We start from the raw sequence: 24,777 nt of genomic DNA, 5'->3' as shown, positions 1-24,777 counted from the left end.
CGCCGGGGCGGAAGATCCGTGCAGGGGCCATGCTGAACCGATGAGAGACAGGCCCTCGGTCCCGACCGCGCAGGAGCGCTGGGACAACGTCATGGAGACGCCGCTGACCGTGATGGCCCTGGTCTTCCTCGCCGGCTACGCGGTCCGGATCCTGGGGCACCACCTGCCGACGGCGCTGCTGGACCTCTGTCTCGCCCTGACGTTCGCCGCCTGGGCGGTCTTCCTCGTGGACTATGTCGTCCGGGTCAGGCTGAGCGGGATCGGCCTGCTGCGCTTCGTGCGCCACCACCTCCTCGACACGGTGGTGGTGGTCCTGCCGCTGCTGCGCCCGCTGCGGGTGGTGAGCGTCTACGACCGGGTGCAGCGCCGCCGCGACAAGCCCCGGCTCTCGCTCTACGCCCGGGTCATGGCGTACGGGGGGATGACGGCGGGGCTGCTCGGCTTCGCCGGGGCGCTGACCGTCTACCACTTCGAGTACACCGCCCCGGGCGCGACGATCCTCACCTTCGGCGACTCGGTGTGGTGGGCGTGCGCGACGCTGGCGACGGTGGGCTACGGGGACGTGACCCCGGTGACCCCGATGGGGCGCCTCACGGCGGTGGGGATGATGGGGGTCGGCCTGGCCCTGCTCGGCGCGGTGACGGGTTCCTTCTCGTCCTGGCTGATCCAGGCCTTCACCCGGGAGGACGAGAAGGGGCCCCCGGGGAACTCCCCGGGGGCCTCCTGACCGTTCCTCAGCGTCCTCAGACCTGGACGCGGTCCTCGACGATCTTGGCGATCTTGGCGATGGCCTCGTCGACGGGGATGCCGTTCTCCTGCGAACCGTCGCGGTAACGGAAGGAGACGGCGCCGTTGGCCATGTCCTCGTCACCCGCGATGATCATGAACGGGACCTTCTGCTTCTGCGCGTTGCGGATCTTCTTCTGCATCCGGTCCGCGGAGGCGTCGACCTCGACCCGCAGGCCCTGCTTCTTCGCCTTGGCGGCGAACTCCTGCAGGTACGGGATGTGCGCGTCGCCGATCGGGATGCCGGTCGCCTGCACCGGGGCCAGCCAGGCCGGGAAGGCGCCCGCGTAGTGCTCCAGGAGCACCGCGAAGAACCGCTCGATCGAACCGAACAGGGCACGGTGGATCATGACCGGGCGCTGCTTGGTGCCGTCCGGGGAGGTGTACTCCAGGTCGAAGCGCTCGGGCAGGTTGAAGTCGAGCTGCACGGTCGACATCTGCCAGGTGCGGCCGATGGCGTCCCGCGCCTGCACCGAAATCTTCGGGCCGTAGAAGGCGGCGCCGCCCGGGTCGGGGGTCAGCGGCAGGCCCTGCTTCTCGGCGACCTGCTGGAGGACCGAGGTGGCCTCCTCCCACACCTCGTCGGAGCCGACGTACTTCTCCGGGTCCTTGGTCGACAGCTCCAGGTAGAAGTCGGTCAGACCGTAGTCGCGGAGCAGGTTGAGGACGAAGGTGAGGGTCTTGTCGAGCTCGTCCGCCATCTGCTCGCGGGTGCAGTAGATGTGCGCGTCGTCCTGGGTGAAGCCGCGGGCCCGGGTCAGGCCGTGCACGACGCCGGACTTCTCGTACCGGTACACGGTGCCGAACTCGAACAGGCGCAGCGGCAGCTCACGGTAGGAGCGCCCGCGCGCGTCGAAGATCAGGTTGTGCATCGGGCAGTTCATGGGCTTGAGGTAGTAGTCCACGCCCTCGTCGAGCTGCATGGGCGGGTACATGCCCTCGGCGTACCAGTCGAGGTGGCCGGACTTCTCGAAGAGCTTGCCCTTGGTGGCGTGCGGCGAGTAGACGAACTCGTAGCCCTCCTCCTCGTGCCGCTTGCGCGAGTAGTCCTCCATGACCCGGCGGATGATGCCGCCCTTGGGGTGGAAGACGGCGAGGCCGGAGCCGATCTCGTCCGGGATGGAGAAGAGGTCCAGCTCGTTGCCCAGCTTGCGGTGGTCGCGCTTCTCGGCCTCGGCGAGGAAGTCCAGGTGGGCCTTCAGCTCGTCCTTCGACGGCCACGCGGTGCCGTAGATGCGCTGGAGCATCGGGTTCTTCTCGCTGCCGCGCCAGTAGGCGGCGGCGTTGCGCATGAGCTTGAACGCCGGGATGTTCCGGGTGGTGGGCAGGTGCGGACCGCGGCAGAGGTCCTTCCAGCACAGCTCGCCGGTCTTGGCGTCCAGGTTGTCGTAGATCGACAGCTCGCCGCCGCCGACCTCGACGTTGGCGCCGTCGTCGGTCGAGGCCGCGCCCTTGATGCCGATGAGCTCCAGCTTGTACGGCTCGGCCGCGAGCTCCTCGCGGGCCTCCTCGTCGGTGACGACGCGGCGGGAGAAGCGCTGGCCCCGCTTCTGGATCTCCTGCATCTTCTTCTCGATGGCCTTGAGATCCTCGGGGGTGAACGGCTTCTCGACGTCGAAGTCGTAGTAGAAGCCGTCCCGGACCGGCGGGCCGATGCCCAGCTTGGCCTCGGGGAAGAGCTCCTGCACGGCCTGGGCCATGACGTGCGCGGTGGAGTGGCGCAGGATGTCGAGACCGTCCGGCGAGGAGATCTCCACCCCCTCGACGACATCGCCCTCGGCGAGCTCGTAGGACAGGTCCCTCAGCTCGCCCGCGACACGGGCGGCGATCACGGTGCGGTCGTCGGCGAACAGGGCGCCGGCCGTGGTGCCCGCGCTCACCGCCCTCTCCTCAGATCCCGAGGCGGACTGGACGGTCACACGGACTTCGGACACGGTTACTCCATACATAAGGGCGCAGGCAGACACGAGGTGCCGGCGCCGGCGGTGCGCGACAGAGACGAGGTGCCGCGCGGACCACGATCTTACCGGGGACCCGTGTCCGGCCGCTCAGTCCTCCCCGCCGCACGCCTCCTCGAAGAAGTCCGCGTTCCCGATCGCCTCCCGGGCCTCCTGGACCGACTTCATCAGCCGGTCCCTGACCGCCTCGTCCACCTGGACGGGCGCGACCCCGCTCGCGTCGGTCAGCCGCCGGAAGCCGCCCCGGCTCTCCAGCCGGCCCGTGACCCGGATCGGCAGCCCGGCCAGATGGGCGTGGCCCGCCGTCCGGTACGCGTCCTCGTCGAGGGCCACCCGGACGTGCCGTACGTCCGCCCCGGCGAGCACCCGCAGCCGTACGGTGCCCTCGCCGCGCGGGCCCGAGCGGCGCATCCGGACGACGCTGCCGGTGATCCGCACCGGTACGGAAGGCTCGTCGGCCAGGTAGCGGGCGGCGGCCTCGCGCAGCGCGGGCAGGTCGCCGGGCGAGAACTCGACGGGTTCGGGGCGGGCGGCGCAGCCCGGCGGGGTGCCGGCCGCCGGGGACCACTCCAGGGCGACGCCCGCGCCCTCGGTGCCCCGCACCAGCGCGACCAGGGCCTCGGTGAGCTCGCGGCTGACCCCGGCCTCGACCGCGGTGTCGAAGGCCTCCATGCCGCCGGTCGCCCGCCGGTAGTCGACGGCCTCCCGGGCCGCGTAGAGCGCGTGGTAGAGGCGTACGGAGACGGCCCGGCCCGGGTCGACGGGCAGGAACGCGGTCAGCCCGCCGCCGGGGGCGCCGTCGACGACGACGCTCTCCAGGGAGGCATGGGCCTGCCTGCGGTGCCGGGCCCCGTGGTACCCGGCCCGGCCGCGCACGGCGAGCGCCCCGGCCAGCAGCATCCCACGGGCGGCGGACCTCAGCTGCTCCTGCACGGGCCAGGCCGTGCCCCCCGCCGGGCCCGGCGGGACGTCGCGCCACCAGCGGATCTCGTCGCTCGGGACGGCGAGCCCGGTCAGCACCTCACGGGCCGAGGGCGTGCCGCTGCGGGCGAGCGCGGTCAGGGCCTCGCCGATCAGGTCCTCGCAGTCCGGGAAGGCCCGGCTGTCCGGCACCAGCAGACTGGTGCCGCGACCGGCCGGCTCGGGTCCCGGCGGGGCCCAGCGGGTGTAGCGGCCCGCGGCGCCGCCGTGCCGCCGCCAGCCGTGCCGGGCGAGCAGCGCGCCGAGCACGCGCGGGTCGACCCCGCCGGGGTCGGGTTCGTCGATCGGCCGCATCAAGGTCTCCCTCCCACGCCGACCCGGGCCATGATCTCGCAGAGCGCCCGGTCGTCGAAGATCCGTGCCGTCGGAATGCGGACGGTGGTCCTGCGCCGTCCCGTGACCGGGTGGCCGGCCAGGTTGATCCAGTAGCAGCAGTGCCGCAGGTCCAGCCGGTCGTGGCCGGCCCGCAGCCAGTCCTCCCGGTCCCGCGGCACCAGCATCACGACCAGGATCTTGTGCACGGCCACCGGCGTGCGCGCGAGCTTCACCAGGTGCTCGTTGTCGAGGGTGAACGAGAACGAGGACGCCGAGGCCCCGGGCGTGCGCGGCGGCAGTTGGTAGGTGCACTTCAGCTGCACCTTGATGGTCACTTCGTCGTCGACCGTGTGCCCGGGGGCACCGTGGCTGACGTGCCAGTCGATGCCGTTGTCCGGGAACGGCTGCGACAGCGAGCAGCCCGCCGCCGCCGCGACCGCGTGGAGGTACCCCACCTGGAGGGTCTCCATGCAGGCGGTGGTGGCGAGCGAGCCGCGCAGCGGTGCCGCCCGCTGGGGCGGCGGCCCTCCCCATTCGGGCTGGGCGATCGCCATGTCAATTCCCTTCCCCGTCAGCTCTGTTGTGACCGGTTTGCGTACGGTGCAAACAGCCCGGGTATCACCGTTTCGGGCAGGGGGTTGGCCATCTGCCGCGGGCGTGCGAGGAGTTCGGGGATGACGACGCACTGGTACGAAGGGCCCCTGGCCGCATTCGACACGGAGACCACGGGAGTCGACGTCGAGGAGGACCGGATCGTGTCCGCCGCCCTCGTCGTCCAGGACGCCTCGGGGATGCGGCCACGGGTGACACGCTGGCTGGTCAACCCCGGCATCCCGGTGCCGGCCGAGGCCACCGCCGTACACGGACTGACGGACGATCACCTCCAGCGGAACGGGCGCTGGCCCTCGCCCGTGGTCGAGGAGCTGGCCCGGGCGATAGCCGAGCAGAGCGCGGCGGGGCGGCCGCTGGTGGTGATGAACGCGCCCTTCGACCTGACGATCCTGGACCGCGAGCTGCGCCGGCACCGCGCCTCCTCGCTGGGCACCTACATGGACGGCGTCCCGCTGTGCGTGCTCGACCCCCGGGTCCTGGACAAGCACCTGGACCGGTACCGCAAGGGCCGCCGGACCCTGACGGACCTGTGCGAGCAGTACGGGGTGGTGCTGGACGGCGCCCACGACGCGGCGGCGGACGCCTCGGCCGCGCTCGAGGTCGTGCGGTCGGTGGGCCGCCGCTTCGCCTCCCGGCTCGAACGCCTCTCGCCGTCGGAGCTGCACACGCTGCAGGCGGTGTGGCACGCGGCGCAGGCGCGCGGGCTGCAGGCCTGGTTCGCCCGGCAGGGCACCCCGGAGGCGGTGGACCCGGCGTGGCCGCTGCGTCCGGAGCTGAGGACGGCGGCCTAGGCGGCGCGAGGGCGCCGGAAAAGGCTGAGGCCGGTCCGTCTGCTGACGGACCGGCCTCTCCCGGTGGGCGATACTGGGATCGAACCAGTGACCCCTTCGGTGTGAACGAAGTGCTCTCCCGCTGAGCTAATCGCCCGGGAACGGGTTGAACCATACAGGGCTTTCGGGGTCTCGTTCAAACCGCGCGCAGCAGGGCCGCCAGCCCGCGTCGTCCGCCGCGCATCATCAGGGCGTGGTTGGCGCGGAACACGGGCCGCCCGGGGACGGCGAGCGCGCGCATCAACCGGGCGCGGACCTCGACCTCCTGCTCGTAGAGGGCGCGGGTGCCGGCCCCGTCCGGGGCGAGGGTCCAGCGGGCCCAGCCGGCCAGGTCCCCGCTCAGTACGACCTCCAGGACCCGCGCGCCGGGGTCGCGGCGCCGGGCCCGGGCGGTGACGACGAGGTCGTACGGGAGGAGCGAGCGGAAGCGGGCGGTGCCGGTGCGCCCGTCGAGCGGGACGACCTCGCGGACCTGGGGCCACCAGCGGGGGTACTCCTCGGCGCGTTCGAGCACGGCGTAGACCGCGTCGGGCGGGGCGGCGAGGCGCCAGACGCTGCGGAAGCGGTAGCGGCACCAGTCCATGCCCCCAGTGTGGGCTACTCAGGCCCGGATCTGAGTAGCCGCACCCATCCCCCGGCCCCCGGTCCGGCCGCACACTCCGGCTATGGACTCCTCCCTGCCTCCCGCGGAAGAGCTGGTGCTCGTCGACCGCGAACTGGCCCGACTCGACGCCCGCCGGGCCCAGTTGCTGGCCCGCCGGGACTGGCTGCTGCGGGTGCTGTACGCGCCGGTGGCCGCTCCCGCGGCGCCGCGGCCCGCCGCCGAGGCGACGCCGCGCAGCGCGCAGAACGTACTGCTCACCCTCGGCGGCGTGCTGCTGACCGTCGCGGCCGTCGCCTTCACCCTGGTGAGCTGGGGTTCGATGGGCATCGGCGGCCGGGCGGCCGTCCTCGGCGTCGTGACCTCGGCGGCGCTGCTGGCGCCGGTGGCGCTGCTGCGCAAGGGGCTGCGTTCCACCGCGGAGTCGGTGGCCGCCCTCGGCCTGGTCCTCACGCTGCTCGACGCCTACGCCCTGCACCGGGTGGCCCTCCCGGAGACGGACGCCCTGGGCTACACGGCGAGCGCCGCCGCGGTGCTGGCCGCCGTCTGGGCCGCGTACGGCGCCGCCCTGACCGGGCTGCGGGTCCCGCTCCCGGCGGCCGTGGCCGCGGCCCAACTGCCGCTGCCCCTCGGGGTGCTGGCCGCCGGCGGCGGGGTGCTGTCCTTCGCGTGGGCGGCGCTGGCCACGGCCGTCCTCGACCTGGCGCTCGCCCGCCGCACCGGGCCGGCCCCGGTCCGGATCAGCGCCTTCGTCACGGCCGGTGCGCTCGGCGGCTGGGCGCTGCTCACCGGCCTCGCCCTGTCGGCCGGGACGCCACTGCGCGCGGCCCCGCTGCTGCTGGCCTGCACGGCGGTCCTGCTGTACGTGGCGGTCCGCACCGCCCCGGCGGCGCTGCCCACGGCCGCGCTGGCCGGTCTGGCCCTGATCGCCGCGGCCGGCGGTCCGCTGCGCACGGCGCTCCCCGAGGTCTGGGCGGTGCCGGGGTACGCCCTGTGCGCGGTGGTCCTGGCCGCGGTGGCCCTGCGGGTCCGGGTCGGGTCCGCCGCCCTGCGCGCCGTGGCGCGCTCCTCGGCCGCGGCCGTGCGACGGGGTCTGGCCGGCGCCGGCGGCGGCGTGCTCGCCCTGGCGCTGGCCTGGGCGCTGCCGCCGGTGGCGACGGGGCTCCTGGCGCCGCTCGCGCGCACGACGGCGCCCTGGTCGGGTGAGCACGCGGATCCGCTCCTGGACGGCTACCCCGCCACGGCCCCGCTGGTCCTGCTGCTCGCGGCGGCCGCCCTGGCGGCGGTCCCCCGCCGCTGGGCCCGCTGTGGCGCGCTCGCCCTGGCCTGGGCGCTGCTCACCGCCCTGCCGGTGTCCCTGGAGCTCCCGTACCCGGCGACGCTCGCGCTCCTGCTCCTGACGGCCGGCGCCGCCCTGGGCACGGCCGTGCGCCCCTCGCTCGCGACCCGCGGGCTGCCCGCGCCGGCGGAGGACGCCGCGCCCGCCGAGGCCGTGGCGTGGCTCGCGTTCGCCGGCGGGCTCGGGTCCGCCCTCGGGGCCGTCGCCCTGGGGCTGGACGTGCGGGCGGCGACGTTCGCGGTGCTCGGAGCGGTCCTCGCGCTGTTCGCCGGGGCCGCGGTGCTCGGGACCGGTGCGCGGCGGATCGTCGCGGCCTGCGGCGCGGTGCTCGCCGCGGCCGGCCTGGTCGGCGCGGGGGCGGTGGCCGCGCACGCGTCCGCCGCGGTGACCGGGCTCGTGCTGCTGACCGTGCCGGCCGCGACCGCCGGGGTCGGGGCGTGGCTGGGCCGCCGGCCGGTGGCGCCGGCGGTGGAGGGCGCGGGGGCCGCCGTGGCGCTGTGCGCGCTCGGGCTGACCGTGGAACGGCCCGCGCTGTCGGCGCTCGCGCTCGCCCTCTGCGGGGTGCTCGCCGCGGCCACGGCGGTCCGGCCCGAGCGGCGCCCGGTCGCCTCGTGGGCCGCCGCGGTGCTGTTCCTGCTCGCCGCCTGGGTGCGGCTCGCGGTCTGGGAGGTGACGACCCCGGAGGCGTACACGCTGCCGGTGACCGTCCCGGCGCTGGCCGTGGGCGTGCTGCGGCGGCGCAGGGACCCGGAGGCCTCGTCCTGGACGGCGTACGGGCCGGGTCTCGCCGTGACGCTGCTGCCGAGCCTCCTGGCGGCCTGGACGGACCCGCAGTGGGCGCGCCCGCTGCTGCTGGGGCTCGGGGCGCTCGCGGTGACGCTGCTCGGCGCCCGGTTCCGGCTGCAGGCGCTGCTGGTGCTCGGCGGCGCGGTGCTGGCCCTGGACGGGTTGCACGAGCTCGCGCCGTACGTGGTGCAGGCGGTGGGCGCGCTGCCCCGCTGGCTGCCGCCGGCCCTCGCGGGTCTGCTGCTCCTCGCGGTGGGGGCGACCTACGAGCAGCGGCTGCGCGACGCCCGTCGGCTGCGGGAGCGGCTGGGGCGGATGCACTGAGCGGCCGCCGGGCCGGTGCGCCGGCCCGGGGGAACGCCGAAGGCCCGGAGACGGTGTCGTCTCCGGGCCTTCGGGCCGGGTGGTGGGCGATACTGGGTTCGAACCAGTGACCCCTTCGGTGTGAACGAAGTGCTCTCCCACTGAGCTAATCGCCCGGGCGCACCGCAAACATTACCCCATGTCAGCGGGGCTCCCGCACCATCCGCGGGTCACTCGTCGATCTTCCACGGCATGACGAAGCCGAACTTCCAGAGGTAGACGGCGCAGAGTGCCGCGACGATCACCAGACCGACCGTGGTGAGGATGATGTTCCGGCGCCGGACCTTGGGGTCGAGGGCCCGCTGGGCCGCCTCGGTGACCTTCCGCTTGGTCCAGCGGAGCACCAGCTGGGCCCAGACGAACTCGGTCGCCCAGATCGCCATGCCGGCGAAGATCACCAGCCAGCCGGGGCCGGGCAGGGGCAGCATCACGATGCCGGCGCCGACGACGGCGAGGCCCACGACGAAGACGCCGACCTGCCAGCTCAGGTGCAGGGTCCGGCGGGCCTTGATGAACTCGGGGGCCCTGGACCCCAGCTCGGCCTCGCCACCGCCGCCTCCGGGCTTCTCCGGACCGCGCTCGCCGTCCACCGCGGACTCCCCCGTGCGCTCGTCACTCTCCGCATTCATGGCCCCAACCTACCGGACGGGCCGACCTTGCCGGAATGGCTGTATTACCCAAAGTTACACGCGTCCATACGAGCTACCTGAACGATCACAAAACAGACAGAGGGGTTTACAACGGCACTGTAGGTGGCATGTCGATTTCGCCGACGTGCGAATCCCCGAGCGCACACTGAGCGAAAGGCCCTGGCGCTTATGAACACCACGGTCAGCTGCGAGCTGCACCTGCGCCTCGTTGTGTCGAGCGAGTCATCACTGCCTGTACCCGCGGGCCTGCGGTATGACACGGCCGATCCGTATGCCGTGCACGCCACCTTCCACACCGGAGCCGAAGAGACGGTCGAATGGGTCTTCGCCCGCGACCTTCTCGCCGAGGGGCTGCACCGGCCCACCGGCACGGGCGACGTCCGGGTCTGGCCGTCCCGTAGCCATGGCCAGGGCGTCGTCTGCATCGCGCTGAGCTCTCCCGAGGGCGAAGCCCTGCTCGAGGCCCCTGCGAGGGCCCTGGAGTCGTTCCTGAAGAGGACCGACGCTGCCGTGCCACCGGGCACCGAGCACCGGCACTTCGACCTCGACACGGAGCTCTCCCACATCCTGGCCGACAGCTGAGCCAGGCCGAGAGCCGCACGGCGCCGTCCGACTCGGGGAGACGGCGCCGCGCGGGCAGTCGCATACGTACGACATCGGCGCCTCCCACCGCGCAGCCGGCGCGGTGCGGGGCGCCGATGCCCGTTTCCGGGTCGCGCTAGAGTCAGCGCAATTCGCGGGCACCCGCCCGCAGCCGGCCAGGGAGCGAAGCGTGCTCATCCCCCACGACACCCGGATCGCCCTCGACACCGTCGTCGATCTGATGAACACCGCCCCCCAGGGCGACCGCGAGGACGAGCTCGACGACATCCCGGCGCTGCGGACCTTCGTGCGCGCCCACAAGATCAGCGACGTGGGCGAGCTGGGGGCCGGGGACCTGCGGGCCGTACGGGACGTGCGCGACCGCTTCACCGCGGTCTTCTCCGCCCCGGACGCCCGGATCGCGGCCACCCTGATCAACCAGCTGGTCGCCTCCGCGGGCACGACCCCGCAGCTCACGGACCACGACGGCTACGACTGGCACGTGCACTACTTCGCGCCGGGCGCCTCGGTCTCCGACCACCTGGCGGCCGACTGCGGCATGGCGCTGGCCTTCATCGTCGTGGCGGGCGAGCAGGAGCGGCTGCGCCGCTGCGAGGCGCCGGACTGCGGCCGGGCCTTCGTCGACCTCTCCCGCAACCGCTCCCGCCGCTACTGCGACAGCCGGACCTGCGGAAACCGCCTCCACGTCGCCGCCTACCGGGCCCGCCGCAAGGAAGCCGCGGGCTGAGCCGGCCCGGAGCCGGCCGCGCCGCCGGTCTCACAGCAGGAACAGATCGTGGAGGGCGGCCATCAGCAGCAGGGCGCCGATGACCGCGAGGAAGATCATCAGCGGCGGCTGGGAGAGCGCGAACAGACAGCCGCGCGGCTCCTCCGGGGCGCTCGCCGCGGGCGTGGGGGCAGGGGCGGAGGCGGGGGCGGGGTCCCGCGAGGTATCCAGCATCTCGGGGGGATGATGGCGCACCGCCGACCCCGAAGATCGCGCAACACACCCCACGGCAGGGCCCGTTCACCCCATCCCGTGGACGCCGGGATCGAGAAGCGCCGAGAACCGCCAGAAGCAGTCAGCTCACCGTCGGATCCCGGTCAAATTCCGTGCTTCTTCAGAATCGCCTCGATGTCGCTGAAGTCCTCGTCGGCCGGCTTCGCCTGCGGCTTGGGGGCCGCCGCGCGCTGCCCCGCGCCGATCGAGGGCGCGGACGCCCGCGGCGCCACGGCCTCCGGGGTATCGCCCCGGCCGGTCACCCCGCGCCCGGCCCGCCGCCGCTCGACCGCGCGCGTGGTCGAAAGCATCAGCCAGGCCGCGCCCAGCACGCCGAAGCCGGCCCAGGCGGTCGGGCTGAACGCCGTGTCCGCGAGCCAGGCCACGGCACCGGTCATCACGAGCCCCAGCGGCACCAGGGAATAGGCGGCCACGCGGGCCGCCGACAGGAACCGCTTGCGGTACGCCGTGACCGCGGCGATGCCGAGGCCCGCCACGGACACCGCGGAGCAGATGGTCTCGGCGAGCATGCGGTCCTCCAGATCCCGGGTGATACGTCCCTTCCATCCTGCACCGCCGCGGCCCCTTCCGGCCATGCCCCAGGGCCCGGATCAGGGAGATCTCCGGGTCGTCCCCCAGGGAGGGGCGGATGGGAGACTCTTCCCATGAGTGAGTCCACCACCCCCGCCTCCCCCGTCGTCCTGGAGGCCTGGTTCGACCTCCAGTGCCCCGACTGCTTCAAGGCGCTCGACGACGTGCGCGCGCTGCGCGAGAAGTACGGCGAGCGCATCGACGTACAGCTGCGCCACTTCCCGCTGGCCAAGCACAAGCACGCGTACGCCGCCGCCCAGGCCGCCGAGGAGGCGACCGAGCAGGGCAAGGGCTGGGAGTACACCGAGGCGCTGCTGGCCAGGACCGAGGAGCTCGGCGAGCGCGGCGAGCCGGTCCTGCTGGAGGTGGCGGGCGAACTGGGCCTGGACGCCGAGGAGTTCGACACCGCCCTGATCGACGGCCGGCACCTGCTGACGGTCGACGCGGACGAGGCCGAGGGCAAGGCGATCAAGGTCACCGGCACCCCGACCTACGTGATCGACGGCGAGCGGCTCGACGGCGGCCAGAGCCAGGACGGCCTGCGCGAGCGCATCGAGGAGATCACCGACCGCCTCCTGAAGGGCTGAGCCCCCGCTCCCCCACGGCCTACCGCAGCGTCTTGGCGCTGTTGACGTGGGTCGTGCGGTAGCCCAGCGACTCGTAGAGCCGGATCGCCGGGGTGTTGCCCGCGAAGACGTGCAGTCCGAGCAGGCTCTCCCCGGCCGCCAGCGACAGGCGCTCGGCCAGCACCATCAGGCCCCGGCCGTACCCCTTGCCGCGCTGCTCCTCGGCGACCTCGACCTCGAAGACGAAGCCCGCGCGGTCCCCCGGCTCCAGCTCGATCCCGCCGGTCCAGAGGTACCCCACGACGTCCCCGTCCCGCACGGCGACGACCACCGAGACGCCCGGGGTCGCGAGACCCTCCGGCAGGAACCTGCGGCGGCTGTCCTCGGCCTTGGCGAAGGCCAGCTCCGCCGGCATCCCCCGGTCGATCCAGCTCTGCGCGAAGGCGGCCATGGACCGCGCCGACCACTCCGCGAACTCCGGCTCGGTGACCGGCCGGAACGCGAAGCCCCGCGGCAGCTCCGGCATCTCGCCGGCCAGCTCCTTGACCATGTTCCGGCTGCGCTCGGTGTAGCCGAGCGCGCCGGCCAGCCGCAGCGCGGGCGCCGCCGCCGTGGGCACCGAGATCCGCACCTCGCCGCAGCCCCAGCCGCGCAGCACCTCCTCCGAGGCGAGCGCCGCCACCGTGCCGCGCCCCCTGCCCCGGTCACGCTCGTCGACCGCGAGGTCCTCGATCACGCCCACGGCGCCGCCGAAGGCCGCGTCGGTGGAGAGCCGGACGGAACCGACCCGGCGGCTGTTCACACAGATGTCGTAGCCGCGCGAACGGCCGCCGTCGGCGGACTGCTGGAGCGGCTCGGACGGCCGCAGGGTGGTGGTCATCACGGGAGTTGTACCCACCGGACGCCCACCCGTCATCCCGTTTTGCGCGCCGGCGCTATCCGAGGCGCGGATCCCGGTCCTGGGCGGCCCGCTCGTCGAAGACCCGCATCGCCTTGGCGGTGACCGGCCCCGGTGCCCCGGCGAGCTCCCGGCCGTCCACCCGGTGGACGGCCTGGACGTCCCGCAGCGTCGAGGTCAGGAAGATCTCCTCGGCGCTCTCCAGCACCTCCAGCGGGAGGTCGGTCTCCACGGCCCCGGTCCACTCCACGGCGAGCGCGCGCGTGATGCCCGCGAGGCAGCCGGAGGAGACCGGCGGGGTGTGGACGCGGCCGTCGAGCACCACGAAGACGTTGGAGCCGGTGCCCTCGCAGAGCTGCCCGACGGTGTTGCCGAAGAGCGCCTCCGAGGCCCCCCGCTCCCGCGCCCTGGCGAGGGCCACGACGTTCTCCGCGTACGAGGTGGTCTTCAGGCCCGTGAGCGCGCCGCGCTCGTTGCGCGTCCACGGGACGGTGATCACCGCGGTGGAGTCGGGGCGCCGGCTCGTCCCGCCGAGGGCCACGACGAGGCTGGGGCCCGCGTCGCCGCGCTCGGAGCCGAGCGGGGAGAGGCCGCCGGTGTACGTGATGCGGAGCCGGCCGAGCTCCATCGGGTTCGCCTCCAGGACGGCGGCGCAGGCCCGGCGGACCTCGTCGAGGTCCGGGTCGGGCAGCCCGAGGCCGCGCGCGGAGCGGGTGAGCCGCTCCAGGTGGAGGGTGAGAGCAAAGGTTTCGCCGCGCTCGGCCTTGACCGTCTCGAAGATGCCGTCGCCCACGGTCAGACCGTGGTCGAGGACGGACACCTGCGCGGTCTCGGCGTCGTGCAGTGCGCCGTTGACCCAGAGTTTCATCGAGATATGGCCCTTCCGCTCGCCTCGTACGCGCCCGACGCTATCGCGACCAGGCGCGAGGCCTTCAGCTCGGTCTCCGCCCACTCGCCCTCGGGGTCCGATCCCCAGGTGATCCCGGCGCCGGTGCCGAAGCGGAGCGCGCCCTCGGCCCGGTCGATCCAGAAGGTGCGTATGCCGACGGCGAGCTCGGCGGTGCCCGCGTCCGCGTCGACCCAGCCGATGCCGCCGCAGTAGGGGCCGCGCGGGACGGTCTCCAGGGCCTCGATGATCCGCAGGGCGCTGGACTTGGGCGCGCCCGTGACGGACCCGGGCGGGAAGGCTGCGGCCAGCAGCCCGGGCCAGCCCGCGTCCTCGCGCAGCAGCCCGCTGACGGTGGAGACCAGGTGGACCAGGCCGGGGTGCTCCTCGACCGCGCACAGGTCGGGCACGGTGACGCTGCCGGTCTCGCAGACCCGGCCGAGGTCGTTGCGGACCAGGTCGACGATCATCACGTTCTCCGCGTAGTCCTTCGGGAGCAGATCGTCGGCCGTGCGCCCGGTGCCCTTGATCGGCCCGGAGGTCACCAGAGCCCCCTCGCGGCGCAGGAAGAGCTCCGGGGACGCGGTGGCGATCTCCACCCCGTGCGCCGGCAGCCGGATCGTCCCCGCGTAAGGGGCCGGGTTGCCGCGGGCGAGGAGGGCGGTGAGCGCGTCCACGTCGGCGAGGGCCGGATCGGGCAGCGGCGCGGACATCACCCGGCAGAGGTTCGCCTGGTACACCTCCCCGCGCGCGATGTGCTCGCGCACGCGGCGCACGCCCGCCGTGTACGCGGCGCGGTCCAGGGAGGACGTCCAGTCGCCGGCCGCGGGCCCCCGCCAGGCGCCGGGGACGGGTGCGGGGACCGGGTCCGGCCGCACGTCGCCGAAGCGGGCGCAGGTCAGACGGCCCTCGAAGTCCGCGCAGACGGCCCAGAAGCCCGAGGAGTCCAGTGCCTCGGGGTCACGGGTGACGTCCCGCAGGTCGGTGGCGAGGAGGCCGCCGAAGCGGGCCATGGGAGCGAGGGGGTGCACGGTTGCGAGTCTAGGCGCGCGGGGCACGGCCCGGCGGGGAGAGGGAGCGGGGCCCCGGGGACGGGCGCCGGGGGGCCGCTGGGCGCCACTCGGGGAACACGGGGAGTGAACGCCGTGCGAACGCTCCCGGACCCCCTGGCGGGGCCGCAGGTCAGCACGCTGCGGAAACGCGTTTTTGTGCTGGCCCAGGAATCCGCTAGAGTTCAACACGTCGCCGGGACGCGCAAGCGAAACGGAAAAGACAAGCGGACGTGGCTCAGTTGGTAGAGCATCACCTTGCCAAGGTGAGGGTCGCGAGTTCGAATCTCGTCGTCCGCTCGATGTGGGGGATCTTCCCGAACCCCCGTATTCACTCCTGGTGGAGTGGCCGAGAGGCGAGGCAACGGCCTGCAAAGCCGTCTACACGGGTTCAAATCCCGTCTCCACCTCCAAGGACGATTAGCTCAGCGGGAGAGCACTTCCCTGACACGGAAGGGGTCACTGGTTCAATCCCAGTATCGTCCACTGGATCTTCGGGTCCTGGATCTTCGGATCCCCCGCGCGATTAGCTCAGCGGGAGAGCGCTTCCCTGACACGGAAGAGGTCACTGGTTCAATCCCAGTATCGCGCACGCAGCACCACCGGTCCGGGCTCGTCCTGTACGATCCTGACCATCCCGCGCGATTAGCTCAGCGGGAGAGCGCTTCCCTGACACGGAAGAGGTCACTGGTTCAATCCCAGTATCGCGCACCAGACAAGAAGCCCCCGGCCGCATCGCGCGGACGGGGGCTTCTTCGTGTTGCCCGAGCTCCGAACTCCGGGCGCCGAGGCTCCGAGACGGGCTCGGAGCCTTGCGTCAGGAGGGCTCAGGAGGAGAAGAGCATCCGGCCGAACCCGCGGTGGTGGCCGCCGTGGTGGCCGTGGTGTCCACCGTGACCGCCGTGCTGCGGAGCGCCCCAGGCCGGAGCCGCGGGCTGCGCCGGGTAGGCCGGCGGGGCGGGCGGGGCCTGCCACTGCGACTCCAGACGGGTCAGGGCCTCCAGCTCGCCGTAGTCCAGGAATATGCCCCGGCAGCCGCTGCACTGCTCGATCTGGACACCGTTGCGGTTGTACGTGTGCATGGGCGCGTGGCACTTGGGACACTGCATGCTCGGCTCAACTCCCTGCCGTTCGGATGGTGCTCTCACTTTATGGGGACGCCGGCGGAACCAACTCGGTTCGGATCGAGGCGATTCGGGCGCAGGTGTCGACCATCACGTGCTCCACCTCGTCCAGCGGGCGCCCCTCCGCCGTCGACTTCGCCAGCGCCAGCGCCGCGGTCTGCACGGTCAGGGCGCGGGCCGGGACGTCCAGCCGGGCCCACGGGTCGCCGCCCGGGGCCCCGGAGCCCGCGCGCCCGGTGGTCGGGCCGCCGGTCGCCGGGCTCCTGGTCGCCGGGCCGCCGGCCCCCTCGTACGCCCCCAGGAACCGCGACCAGACCTCCGGCGGCAGCAGCCCCGCCGCGAACCAGGCCGCGGGGCGGGCCAGGTCCCACGCCGGGTCGCCGACGCCCAGGTCGTCGACGTCGATCAGGCGCCAGTGGGGGGCGCGGACCAGCTGGCCCAGGTGGAAGTCTCCGTGGCAGAGGGCGGAGGAGCCGCCGCTCCGGGACTCCGCCCGGGGCGGGAGGGTGCGCCAGGCGTCCAGGACCGTGGCGGCCGCCGGGTGGTCCGGGGCCGTGCGACGCATCCGCTCCACGGCCAGCGCCGCCTTCAGCGGGGCGCGCATCGGCGGGAGGCCCGGCGGGGGCGGGGTCAGGTGCAGCAGCGCGAGGAGGCGGCCCGCCTCCTCCCACGGGGCCGCTTCCGGGTGCTCCGGGTCCACGGGGGTGCCGTACGGCCACGCCGTCACCAGGCGGCCGTCGAGCGCCGCGCGGGGGCCGGGCAGCGGCGGCAGGAGCACCTCCGCCAGGGCGGGCAGGGCCGCGACGCCGACCCGCGACCGGAGCTCCTCCGTGTCGCCGCCGGGCGCGTGCGACTTCACGACCAGACGCCCGTGGCGCACCACCGTGCCGTCGTCCCGGTCCGCGAGCACCCCGGTCGCGCACGGGCACGCCGAGGACGCCCCCGGGTGCGCCGTGGCGCGGGCGAGGGCGTGCAGCTGTACGAGACCGGTCTCCTCCACGGAGAGGAGCCTAAAGGGCTCACGAGAAAGCGCGAGGGCCGGTCAGCTCCCCAGCTGACCGGCCACACGCTGCCGTCCGCCGCACCCCCGTCCCCACGGGGTTTCCGGCCGGATGTCCCCGACCCGGGCCGCTCACCCGGGTCCGGAGCGCCGCTCAGCGCCCCAGCATCACGCCCACGGACGACGCCTGAGTGACCACCGCTTCCCAGCCGCCGAAGACGACCACGAGCAGGGTCGCGAGAGGGAGGACCATGGCGGTCGCCACCAGCGGGTGACGACGGCTGGAAGGGCGGGGGGTGATCCGCGGGGCCGAGTACGCCATGGTTCCTCTCCTGTCGTGTCTGACGCGGCGGGTGCGGTGACCTCGGGGGACGAGTGCTGCACCCGCCGCTTGACCTCAACACTAGGCAGCGGGGAGGCCCCGGACGTCATGCCCGCGTACCGACTTCCGGGCCTCCGGGAGGATGACGACCGTCCGCCCGGCGTACTCCCCTGGGTGGAGACGCCTCCTCCCTGGCTCGGGGTCTTCCCGGAGGGGTCGCGTGACCTCCCTCACGTCCCCGCACCCGCCCGGGAGGGACCACCGGCCGGAATTCCAACTGTTGTGCTCGGAGCGGGTGTTGGCGGCCGCGATGGCTGACCGTCCCTCAAGTGGTCCCCTCAGCACTGACAATCGATGCGGGTGCGAGGGCGCGGCCTGTGAGCGCGCCGGGGCGGGGGTACGTAAGCTGTGCCACGTCGAACGGACGAGGGGACGGACATGGCGATGATGCGGCTCCGGCGCGAGGACCCGCGGATCGTCGGGTCGTTCCGGCTCCACCGCAGGCTCGGAGCCGGCGGAATGGGAGTCGTGTACCTCGGCTCCGACCGGCGCGGGCAGCGCGTCGCCCTCAAGGTCATCCGGCCCGACCTCGCCGAGGACCAGGAGTTCCGGTCCCGCTTCGCCCGCGAGGTCTCCGCCGCCCGGCGCATCCGCGGCGGCTGCACGGCCCGGCTCGTCGCCGCCGACCTGGAAGCCGAGCGCCCCTGGTTCGCCACCCAGTACGTCCCCGGGCCCTCCCTGCACGACCGGGTCGCCGAAGAGGGCTCCCTGCGGGCCGCCGACGTCGCCGCCATCGGGGCCGCCCTCTCCGAAGGGCTCGTCGCCGTCCACGAGGCCGGGGTCGTCCACCGCGACCTCAAGCCCTCCAACATTCTGCTGTCGCCCAAGGGCCCCCGCATCATCGACTTCGGCATCGCCTGGGCGACCGGGGCCAGCACCCTCACCCACGTCGGGACCGCGGTCGGCTCCCCCGGCTTCCTCGCGCCCGAGCAGGTGCGCGGCGCCGCCGTCACCCCCGCGACCGACGTCTTCTCGCTCGGCGCCACCCTCGCGTACGCCGCCATGGGCGACTCCCCCTTCGGACACGGCAGCTCCGAGGTCATGCTCTACCGGGTCGTGCACGAGGAGCCGCAGCTCCACGGCGTCCCCGACGCGCTGGCCCCGCTCGTCCGCGCCTGCCTCGCGAAGGATCCGGAGGAACGTCCCAGCACCCTCCAGCTGTCCATGCGGCTCAAGGAGATCGCCGCCCGCGAGGCACAGGGGCTGCCCGCGGCCACCCGGCCGCCCGGGCAGCGGGACCGGGAGCGCGAGCGGGGCGACGAGCGCAACACCGTCCGGCCCGGGGCCATGCGACCCACCGAGCGGTACACCGAGCGGACCGCGGAGCGACACGGTGAGCGGTCGAACGCCGAGCGGCAGGTCGACCGGGTCACCGAGCGGTCCACCGGTACGCAGGGGCGGGCCGGGGCCGCGCGGCCGTCCTCCTCGCGCGGCGGAGGTCCGCACTCCCGGCCCGGTACACGGCCCGGGGCCCGGAGCACCTCCACCGGGCGGCGGCCCGCCAACCCCCGGCTGCTGCGTCAGCGTCTCTTCGTCTTCGTCGTGGTGACGTTGATCGTGGCCCTCGGGATCGCCGCGGCGCAGGCGCTCCAGGGCTGAGGCTGAGGGGTCAGGGCTGCGGGCGGCCGCTCGTCACCGCGTAGAAGGCCACCGCCGCCGCCGCGCCCACGTTCAGCGAGTCCACACCGTGCGCCATCGGGATGCGGACCCACTCGTCCGCCGCGCGCAGCGCCTGCGTCGACAGGCCCTCCCCCTCCGCGCCCAGCATCAGCGCCACCCGGTCGAGCCGGTGCGGGGCGGCCTCGTCGATCGACGTGGCCCGGTCCGCGGGCGTCAGCGCGAGCAGCTTGAAGCCCGCCTCCCTGACCGCCTCCAGGCCGCGCGGCCAGGTGTCCAGGCGGGCGTACGGGACCGAGAACACCGCGCCCATCGAGACCTTCACCGAACGGCGGTACAGCGGGTCCGCGCAGTCCGGGGAGAGCAGCACCGCGTCCATGCCGAGCGCGGCGGCGCTGCGGAAGATGGCGCCGATGTTGGTGTGGTCGTTGACCGACTCCATCACCGCGACCCGGCGGGCCGTGCCCAGCAGCTCCGTCGCGTCCGGCAGCGGCTTGCGCTGCATCGACGCCAGCGCGCCGCGGTGCACGTGGTAGCCCGTCACGCGCTCGGCGAGGTCCGGCTGCACCGCGTACACGGGCGCCGGTACCTCGTCGATGACGTCCCGCATGACGTCGACCCACTTCGCGGAGAGCAGCATCGACCGCATCTCGTACCCCGCCTGCTTGGCGCGGCGGATGACCTTCTCGCCCTCGGCGATGAACAGGCCCTCGGCCGGCTCGCGCCTGCGGCGGAGCTCGACGTCGGTCAGTCCGGTGTAATCGCTCAGGCGGGGGTCGTCGGGGTCGTCGATCGTGATGAGTTCGGCCACGGGGTGATACTGCCTTGTCCGGGGTGTGGTGCCAATGTGCGGGGCGGGGTGCGCCGTGCGCCGCACGGGCGGGGGCGGGGGGGGGGAGCGTTCTCTTTCAGCTGTTCCGTTTGTCCGGGGACTCCGCCACCACGTCGCCGATGACGATCACCGCCGGCGGGCGGACCTCCTGGGCCACCACCGTCTCCGCCACCGTCGCCAGTGTGGCGTCCACACGGCGCTGGGTCGCGGTCGTGCCCTCCTGCACCAGGGCCAGCGGCGTGTCCGGGGACTTGCCGTGCGCGATCAGGGCCTCCGCGATCTTGCCGATCTTGTCGACGCCCATGAGGATCACCAGGGTCCCGGTCAGCTTCGCCAGCGACGCCCAGTCCACGAGCGAGCGCGGGTCGTCCGGGGCCACGTGGCCGCTGACCACCGTGAACTCGTGGGCCACGCCCCGGTGCGTGACCGGGATGCCGACGGCGCCGGGAACCGAGATCGAGCTGGAGATGCCCGGGACGACCGTGCACGCGATGCCCTCGGCGGCCAGTGCCTGGGCCTCCTCCATGCCCCGGCCGAAGACGAACGGGTCGCCGCCCTTGAGGCGGACGACCGACTTCCCGGCCTTCGCGTGCTCGATCAGGGCGTTGTTGATGGCCTCCTGGGCCATGAAGCGGCCGTACGGGATCTTCGCCGCGTCGATCACCTCGACGTGCGGCGGCAGCTCGTTGAGGAGGTCGCGCGGGCCGAGGCGGTCCGCGATCACCACGTCGGCCTCGGCCAGCAGACGGCGGCCGCGGACCGTGATCAGGTCCGGGTCGCCCGGGCCGCCGCCGATCAGGGCCACGAAGGGGGTGCGGGCGCGGTGGGTCGGCGCCGCGATCGAACCGTCCCGCAGGCCCTCCACGATCGCGTCGCGCACGGCGGCGGAGCGGCGCGGGTCGTGGCCCGTGAGCACCGCGACCGTCACGCCCTCGCTGCGGCCGGTGGCCGGGGTCCAGGCGGTGGCCGCCTCCGCGTCGTCCGAGCGGACGCACCAGGTCCGGGTGCGCTCCGCCTCCGCCGAGGCGGCGGCGTTGGCGGCCGGGTCGGTGGTGGCGACGAGCACGTACCAGGTGTCGGCGAGGTCGCCGTCCTCGTAGCGGCGCCTGGTCCAGGTGATCTCGCCGGCCTCGGCCATCGCCTCGACGGACGGGGTCGCGGACGGGGAGATCAGCGTGACGTCGGCACCCGCCGCGACCAGCGCCGGGAGCCTGCGCTGGGCGACCTGGCCGCCGCCGAGCACGACGACGCGGCGGCCCGAAAGGCGCAGTCCGACGGGGTAGGCGGGGTGCTCGGCGTGGTCGGCGTGGTCGGCCATGTGCGGGCGGCTCCTCGGAGGGGCGGTGCGTTTGGGCACCAACAGTATCGGTGACCAGGGGTTGTCACGCTGTGACGGATCTCCCGCTGGTGAGCGGCCGACGTGCGGGACGCTCCGGGGACCGCGTTCGGGACCGCATGATGGACGGCGCGGATCCGGCACCGGGACGAGAAACGTTTCTGTTCCGCGCCACACATCATGCTTCACGTCCCGAACGCGGTCCCCTGCGCGTCCCCCACTCCCCTGAGTGGGCACGCCCTCCTGCCCGGAGAACCGACCCGGACAGGAGGGCGTGCGGGAGTGCTCTTCTCTACTTTTCCGTGACGCCGGCGGAGTCGAAGGTCGCCACCTCGTGCATCGCGCGGGCCGCGCTCTGGACCAGCGGCAGGGCCAGGAGCGCTCCCGTGCCCTCGCCGAGGCGCAGGTCGAGGTCGACCAGCGGGCGCAGGCCCAGCTTGTTCAGGGCCGCCACGTGGCCCGGCTCGGCGCTGCGGTGGCCCGCGATGCACGCCGCCAGCGACTCGGGCGCGATGGCCCGGGCCACCAGGGCGGCCGCCCCGGTGGAGACGCCGTCCAGGATCACCGGGGTACGGAGCGAGGCCGCGCCCAGGATCAGGCCGACCAGCGCCGCGTGCTCCAGGCCGCCGACCGCCGCCAGGACGCCGATCGGGTCCGCCGGGTCCGGCTTGTGCAGGTCGAGGGCGCGGCGCACCACGTCCACCTTGCGGGCGTGCATCTCGTCGTTGATGCCCGTGCCACGGCCGGTGACCTCGGTCGGGTCCACGCCGGTGTACACCGAGATGAGGGCGGCGGACGCCGTGGTGTTCGCGATGCCCATCTCACCCGTGAGCAGGGCCTTGTTGCCCGCCGCCACGAGGTCGCGGGCCGTCTCGATGCCCACCTCGATCGCGGCGATGGCCTCCTCGTGGGTCATCGCCTGGCCGATGGTGAAGTCGGCCGTGCCCGGGCGGACCTTGCGGGGCAGCAGGCCCGGGGTCGAGGGGAGCTCGCTCGCGACGCCCACGTCGATCACGCAGACCTCGGCGCCCACCTGGTTCGCGAAGGCGTTGCAGACCGCGCCGCCGCCGAGGAAGTTCGCGACCATCTGGCCGGTCACCTCCTGGGGCCAGGCCGTGACGCCCTGCGCGTGGACCCCGTGGTCGCCGGCGAAGATCGCGACGGCGGCCGGCTCCGGGATCGGCGGCGGGCAGGTGCGGGAGAGGCCCGAGAGCTGCGCCGAGATGATCTCCAGCATGCCCAGGGCCCCGGCGGGCTTGGTCATGCGCTTCTGGCGCTCCCACGCCTCGCCGAGCGCCTTGGCGTCGAGCGGGCGGATGTTCGCGACCGTCTCCTGGAGCAGGTCGTGCGGCTCCTCGCCGGGCAGCGCGCGGCGGCCGTACGTCTCCTCGTGGACGACCCACGACAGCGGGCGGCGCTTGGACCAGCCCGCCTGCATCAGCTCCGGCTCCTCCGGGAACTCGTCGACGTAGCCGACGCAGAGGTACGCGACCACTTCGAGGTGCTCGGGCAGGCCGAGGGCGCGGACCATCTCGCGCTCGTCGAAGAAGCTGACCCAGCCGACGCCGAGGCCCTCGGCACGGGCGGCGAGCCACAGGTTCTCCACGGCGAGGGCCGAGGAGTACGGGGCCATCTGCGGCTGCGTGTAGCGGCCGAGAGTGTGCCGGCCGCCCCGCGTGGGGTCCGCCGTCACCACGATGTTCACCGGAGTGTCGAGGATCGCCTCGATCTTCAGTTCCTTGAACTGCTTCGCCCGGCCCTTGGGGAGGGACTTCGCGTACGCCTCGCGCTGGTGTGCGGCGAGCTCGTGCATCGTGCGGCGCGTCTCGGCGCTGCGGATGACGACGAAGTCCCAGGGCTGCGAGTGGCCGACGCTGGGCGCCGTGTGGGCCGCCTCCAGGACGCGGAGCAGCACCTCGTGCGGGATCGGGTCCGAACGGAAGCCGTTGCGGATGTCGCGGCGCTCGCGCATGACGCGGAGGACCGCCTCGCGCTCCGCCTCGTCGTAGCCGGGGGCGGGAGCGCCCTCCTGGACCGGCGCCTCGGGGGCCTCGGGCACATCGGCCTGAACGATGACCTCGACGGCCTCGGCCGTCTCGGCCGTCTCGGCCGGAGCGACTGCCTCGGTCGGCTCCGGCGCTGCCGTCGGCTGGGTCTCGGGCTCGGCCTCCGTGGGGGCCTGCGGCTGCTCCACGGGTGCCGCCACGGCCGTCTCCGGCTGCGGGGCCGGGGACTCCTCGACCGCCGCCGGGAGCTCCTCGACCGTGGCCGGGGCCTCCTCGGCCACCGCCGGGGTCCCCTCGGCCACGACCGGGATCTCCTCGGCCGTCACCTCGACGGGGGCCGGCTCGGTCGCGGGCGCCGCCGCCGCGGGCTGCTCGACGAGCGCCTCGACCGGGGCCTGCGGGGGCTCGACGGGCTGCGGCTCCGGCTCGCGCGGGGCGGGGACCACGGCCTCCGCCGGAGCTTCCGCCACGGGCTCCTCGATCACCGGCTGCTGAACCGCTACGGGCTCCTCGGCCACCGGCTGCTGGACCGGTACGGGCTCCTCGGCCACCGGCTCCTGTACGGCCACGGGCTGCTCGGCGACCGGCTGCTCGACGGCGGGCTCCGGGGAGAGCGGCTGCTCGGCCGGGGTCTGCTCGGCCACGGGCTGCTCGACCGCGGGGGCCTCGGCCACGGGGGGCGCGGCGGGGGCCTCGACGACCGGCTGCTCCGGGGCGGGCTGCTCCACCGGGGCGGGCTGCTCCGCGGGGGCCTCGGCCGTCGCGGGCTCCTCCGGGGTCGGCTCCTCGGCGGGCGCCAGGGGCTCCGGCTCGGCCTGGGGGGTCGGGGCCAGGTGCGGGGCGGTCGGGACGGAGCCCTCGACCGGGACGAACTGGGCGACCGGAGGGACGACCGTTTCTGCGAGGGGGACCTCGGGCTGCGCGGTCCACGGCACGGCGCCCTGCGGGGCGGTCTGCTGGTCCTGCGCGACGTCCAGGTACTCCAGGCCGGCCGTCGGCGGGCCCGGGGTGCGGACCGGCATCGGCGCGGGCGCCGTCGCGGCGACCGGGGCCGGCACGGGCTGCGGGGCCGGGGCGGCGGGGCCGCGGTCGGCGAGGGAGCGGACCGCGGGGCCGGTGCCCTCGGGGACCGGCGGGCCCATGTGCAGCGGGCGGCGGGACGGCGGCGGGGTCGGGGCGGTGGCCGGCGGCGGCACGCGGACGCCGCCGAGGTCGACGGAGCCGGTGTCGCGGCCCGCGGCCTCGTGGGCGCCGGTGTCGAGGACGCCCGGCTCGTATCCGTACTCGGGCTCCAGCGGGACGCCGTGGGCCGGGGTGTGCGGCGGCAGCGGCACGCCCTGCGGCGGGGTCGAGGTCACCTGGTCCAGCGGGGCCGTCAGCGGGTCGACGAGCGGCTCGGCCTGCGGCATCGGGGCGGGCACGGCGACGGGCGGCGCGGGCTGGACGCCCGGCTGGAGCTCGCTCCAGGCGCCCTGGGCGCCCGGCATCAGAAGCAGGTCGTCGTCCTCGGCTGCGTGCTCGGAGGGGTCCAGGAAGGTGTACGCGCCCGGGGCGGGGATGCCCGGCTGCTCGACCATGCCTGCGTTCTCCGGCAGCCCCTCGCCCGGGATCTGGCCGGTGTCCGTCATGCTGCGTACCCCTCGCCCATCGGTTGTGCTCCTTCAGACCTTCGCCCGTCAAACAAGAA

23 protein-coding genes and 7 tRNA genes are annotated in these 24,777 nt (G+C 74.2%); 12 read left to right on the top strand and 18 right to left on the bottom strand.

The features are described from left to right. Positions 1 to 40: 40 nt before the first annotated feature. Complete coding sequence (locus tag ABD981_RS32430) at positions 41 to 727, top strand: potassium channel family protein (protein WP_123954415.1); 687 nt, start codon at positions 41 to 43, stop codon at positions 725 to 727. 16 nt (positions 728 to 743) lie between these two features. On the opposite strand, the gene thrS is transcribed toward ABD981_RS32430, so the two are convergent. The 3 genes from thrS to ABD981_RS32415 form a co-directional block, all read right to left on the bottom strand. After that, positions 744 to 2,720, bottom strand: coding sequence for a threonine--tRNA ligase (gene thrS, locus ABD981_RS32425; RefSeq protein WP_046907514.1), 1,977 nt, complete (start codon positions 2,718 to 2,720; stop codon positions 744 to 746). Between the two features lie 114 nt (positions 2,721 to 2,834). Continuing rightward, positions 2,835 to 4,019 (bottom strand): hypothetical protein, encoded by a 1,185-nt coding sequence (locus ABD981_RS32420; protein ID WP_046907515.1) that lies wholly within the window; start codon positions 4,017 to 4,019, stop codon positions 2,835 to 2,837. Further along, positions 4,019 to 4,594 carry a DUF4365 domain-containing protein gene (locus ABD981_RS32415; protein ID WP_046907516.1) on the bottom strand — a complete coding sequence of 192 codons (576 nt, stop codon included), beginning with the start codon at positions 4,592 to 4,594 and terminating at the stop codon, positions 4,019 to 4,021. The genes ABD981_RS32420 and ABD981_RS32415 overlap by 1 nt, the downstream gene beginning before the upstream one ends. A 120-nt stretch (positions 4,595 to 4,714) precedes the next feature. On the opposite strand from ABD981_RS32415, the gene ABD981_RS32410 reads away from it, so the two are divergent. Next, a complete protein-coding gene (locus ABD981_RS32410) occupies positions 4,715 to 5,443 on the top strand; it encodes a 3'-5' exonuclease (protein ID WP_046907517.1) in 729 nt (242 codons plus the stop codon). 64 nt (positions 5,444 to 5,507) lie between these two features. Here ABD981_RS32410 and ABD981_RS32405 read toward each other — a convergent pair. Both ABD981_RS32405 and ABD981_RS32400 read right to left on the bottom strand, forming a co-directional pair. Continuing rightward, a tRNA-Val gene (locus tag ABD981_RS32405) sits at positions 5,508 to 5,579 on the bottom strand. A 39-nt stretch (positions 5,580 to 5,618) separates the two neighbouring features. After that, positions 5,619 to 6,065 (bottom strand): SRPBCC family protein, encoded by a 447-nt coding sequence (locus ABD981_RS32400; protein WP_046907518.1) that lies wholly within the window; start codon positions 6,063 to 6,065, stop codon positions 5,619 to 5,621. 82 nt (positions 6,066 to 6,147) lie between these two features. On the opposite strand from ABD981_RS32400, the gene ABD981_RS32395 reads away from it, so the two are divergent. After that, positions 6,148 to 8,532 (top strand): SCO7613 C-terminal domain-containing membrane protein, encoded by a 2,385-nt coding sequence (locus tag ABD981_RS32395; protein WP_345530454.1) that lies wholly within the window; start codon positions 6,148 to 6,150, stop codon positions 8,530 to 8,532. An 80-nt stretch (positions 8,533 to 8,612) separates the two neighbouring features. Here ABD981_RS32395 and ABD981_RS32390 read toward each other — a convergent pair. Then, positions 8,613 to 8,687: transfer RNA gene (locus tag ABD981_RS32390), tRNA-Val, on the bottom strand. Positions 8,688 to 8,741: 54 nt separating this feature from the next. Further along, positions 8,742 to 9,200: a TIGR02611 family protein gene (locus tag ABD981_RS32385; RefSeq protein ID WP_046912275.1), complete on the bottom strand. Its 459-nt coding sequence runs from the start codon at positions 9,198 to 9,200 to the stop codon at positions 8,742 to 8,744. A gap of 189 nt (positions 9,201 to 9,389) precedes the next feature. Here ABD981_RS32385 and ABD981_RS32380 point away from each other — a divergent pair, with 189 nt between their 5' ends. Together ABD981_RS32380 and ABD981_RS32375 are read left to right on the top strand one after the other, a co-directional pair. Then, entirely contained in the window at positions 9,390 to 9,803 is a 414-nt protein-coding gene (locus tag ABD981_RS32380) for an SsgA family sporulation/cell division regulator (protein WP_015032345.1), read from the top strand. Positions 9,804 to 9,993: 190 nt separating this feature from the next. Beyond that, complete coding sequence (locus ABD981_RS32375; RefSeq protein WP_046912276.1) at positions 9,994 to 10,551, top strand: CGNR zinc finger domain-containing protein; 558 nt, start codon at positions 9,994 to 9,996, stop codon at positions 10,549 to 10,551. A gap of 30 nt (positions 10,552 to 10,581) precedes the next feature. Here the strand turns inward: ABD981_RS32375 and ABD981_RS32370 are convergent, their stop codons facing one another. Together ABD981_RS32370 and ABD981_RS32365 are read right to left on the bottom strand one after the other, a co-directional pair. Further along, positions 10,582 to 10,764, bottom strand: a complete 183-nt coding sequence (locus tag ABD981_RS32370; protein ID WP_046912277.1) for a hypothetical protein — start codon at positions 10,762 to 10,764, stop codon at positions 10,582 to 10,584. Positions 10,765 to 10,907: 143 nt separating this feature from the next. Beyond that, a complete protein-coding gene (locus tag ABD981_RS32365; protein ID WP_046912278.1) occupies positions 10,908 to 11,333 on the bottom strand; it encodes a hypothetical protein in 426 nt (141 codons plus the stop codon). Between the two features lie 135 nt (positions 11,334 to 11,468). Between ABD981_RS32365 and ABD981_RS32360 the strand changes: the two genes are divergently transcribed. Continuing rightward, the gene (locus ABD981_RS32360; protein ID WP_046912279.1) at positions 11,469 to 11,981 is read left to right on the top strand and encodes a DsbA family protein; all 513 of its coding nucleotides are present in this window, start codon (positions 11,469 to 11,471) and stop codon (positions 11,979 to 11,981) included. 19 nt (positions 11,982 to 12,000) lie between these two features. Here ABD981_RS32360 and ABD981_RS32355 read toward each other — a convergent pair whose 3' ends face one another. Genes ABD981_RS32355 through ABD981_RS32345 form a run of 3 tightly spaced genes read right to left on the bottom strand, consistent with a single transcriptional unit; the run spans position 12,001 to position 14,775 of the window. After that, positions 12,001 to 12,840 carry a GNAT family N-acetyltransferase gene (locus ABD981_RS32355; protein ID WP_046912280.1) on the bottom strand — a complete coding sequence of 280 codons (840 nt, stop codon included), beginning with the start codon at positions 12,838 to 12,840 and terminating at the stop codon, positions 12,001 to 12,003. Positions 12,841 to 12,895: 55 nt separating this feature from the next. Further along, complete coding sequence (locus tag ABD981_RS32350) at positions 12,896 to 13,726, bottom strand: aminotransferase class IV (protein ID WP_046912281.1); 831 nt, start codon at positions 13,724 to 13,726, stop codon at positions 12,896 to 12,898. Next, on the bottom strand, positions 13,723 to 14,775 hold the full coding sequence (locus ABD981_RS32345) for a chorismate-binding protein (RefSeq protein ID WP_046912282.1): 1,053 nt from the start codon (positions 14,773 to 14,775) through the stop codon (positions 13,723 to 13,725). Before ABD981_RS32345 ends, ABD981_RS32350 begins: the two co-directional genes overlap by 4 nt. 245 nt (positions 14,776 to 15,020) lie before the next feature. On the opposite strand from ABD981_RS32345, the gene ABD981_RS32340 reads away from it, so the two are divergent. The 5 genes from ABD981_RS32340 to ABD981_RS32320 all read left to right on the top strand — a co-directional run bounded on the left by ABD981_RS32340 (position 15,021) and on the right by ABD981_RS32320 (position 15,507). Then, positions 15,021 to 15,093 (top strand) — tRNA-Gly (locus ABD981_RS32340). Between the two features lie 39 nt (positions 15,094 to 15,132). Continuing rightward, positions 15,133 to 15,206: transfer RNA gene (locus tag ABD981_RS32335), tRNA-Cys, on the top strand. A gap of 1 nt (position 15,207) precedes the next feature. Further along, positions 15,208 to 15,279, top strand: a tRNA-Val gene (locus ABD981_RS32330). A gap of 34 nt (positions 15,280 to 15,313) precedes the next feature. Further along, a tRNA-Val gene (locus tag ABD981_RS32325) sits at positions 15,314 to 15,385 on the top strand. A 47-nt stretch (positions 15,386 to 15,432) separates the two neighbouring features. Then, a tRNA-Val gene (locus ABD981_RS32320) sits at positions 15,433 to 15,507 on the top strand. Positions 15,508 to 15,620: 113 nt separating this feature from the next. On the opposite strand, the gene ABD981_RS32315 is transcribed toward ABD981_RS32320, so the two are convergent. The 3 genes from ABD981_RS32315 to ABD981_RS32305 form a co-directional block, all read right to left on the bottom strand. Continuing rightward, positions 15,621 to 15,902 carry a TFIIB-type zinc ribbon-containing protein gene (locus ABD981_RS32315; RefSeq protein ID WP_123955253.1) on the bottom strand — a complete coding sequence of 94 codons (282 nt, stop codon included), beginning with the start codon at positions 15,900 to 15,902 and terminating at the stop codon, positions 15,621 to 15,623. Between the two features lie 40 nt (positions 15,903 to 15,942). Further along, positions 15,943 to 16,917, bottom strand: a complete 975-nt coding sequence (locus ABD981_RS32310; protein WP_046912284.1) for an aminoglycoside phosphotransferase family protein — start codon at positions 16,915 to 16,917, stop codon at positions 15,943 to 15,945. Between the two features lie 154 nt (positions 16,918 to 17,071). Continuing rightward, entirely contained in the window at positions 17,072 to 17,239 is a 168-nt protein-coding gene (locus ABD981_RS32305) for a hypothetical protein (protein ID WP_046912285.1), read from the bottom strand. Between the two features lie 438 nt (positions 17,240 to 17,677). Between ABD981_RS32305 and ABD981_RS32300 the strand changes: the two genes are divergently transcribed. Beyond that, complete coding sequence (locus tag ABD981_RS32300) at positions 17,678 to 18,898, top strand: serine/threonine-protein kinase (RefSeq protein ID WP_046912286.1); 1,221 nt, start codon at positions 17,678 to 17,680, stop codon at positions 18,896 to 18,898. A gap of 10 nt (positions 18,899 to 18,908) precedes the next feature. Here the strand turns inward: ABD981_RS32300 and ABD981_RS32295 are convergent, their stop codons facing one another. The 3 genes from ABD981_RS32295 to cobT all read right to left on the bottom strand — a co-directional run bounded on the left by ABD981_RS32295 (position 18,909) and on the right by cobT (position 24,718). After that, complete coding sequence (locus ABD981_RS32295; RefSeq protein WP_046912287.1) at positions 18,909 to 19,727, bottom strand: TrmH family RNA methyltransferase; 819 nt, start codon at positions 19,725 to 19,727, stop codon at positions 18,909 to 18,911. Between the two features lie 97 nt (positions 19,728 to 19,824). Further along, a complete protein-coding gene (gene cobA, locus ABD981_RS32290; protein WP_046912288.1) occupies positions 19,825 to 21,066 on the bottom strand; it encodes a uroporphyrinogen-III C-methyltransferase in 1,242 nt (413 codons plus the stop codon). A 310-nt stretch (positions 21,067 to 21,376) separates the two neighbouring features. Then, positions 21,377 to 24,718: a nicotinate-nucleotide--dimethylbenzimidazole phosphoribosyltransferase gene (cobT, locus tag ABD981_RS32285; RefSeq protein WP_345530453.1), complete on the bottom strand. Its 3,342-nt coding sequence runs from the start codon at positions 24,716 to 24,718 to the stop codon at positions 21,377 to 21,379. Positions 24,719 to 24,777: the final 59 nt, after the last annotated feature.

The organism is Streptomyces showdoensis, assembly GCF_039535475.1.
Taxonomy (GTDB): Bacteria; Actinomycetota; Actinomycetes; order Streptomycetales; family Streptomycetaceae; genus Streptomyces; species Streptomyces showdoensis.
This window is presented reverse-complemented; position numbering and strand designations above follow the sequence as displayed.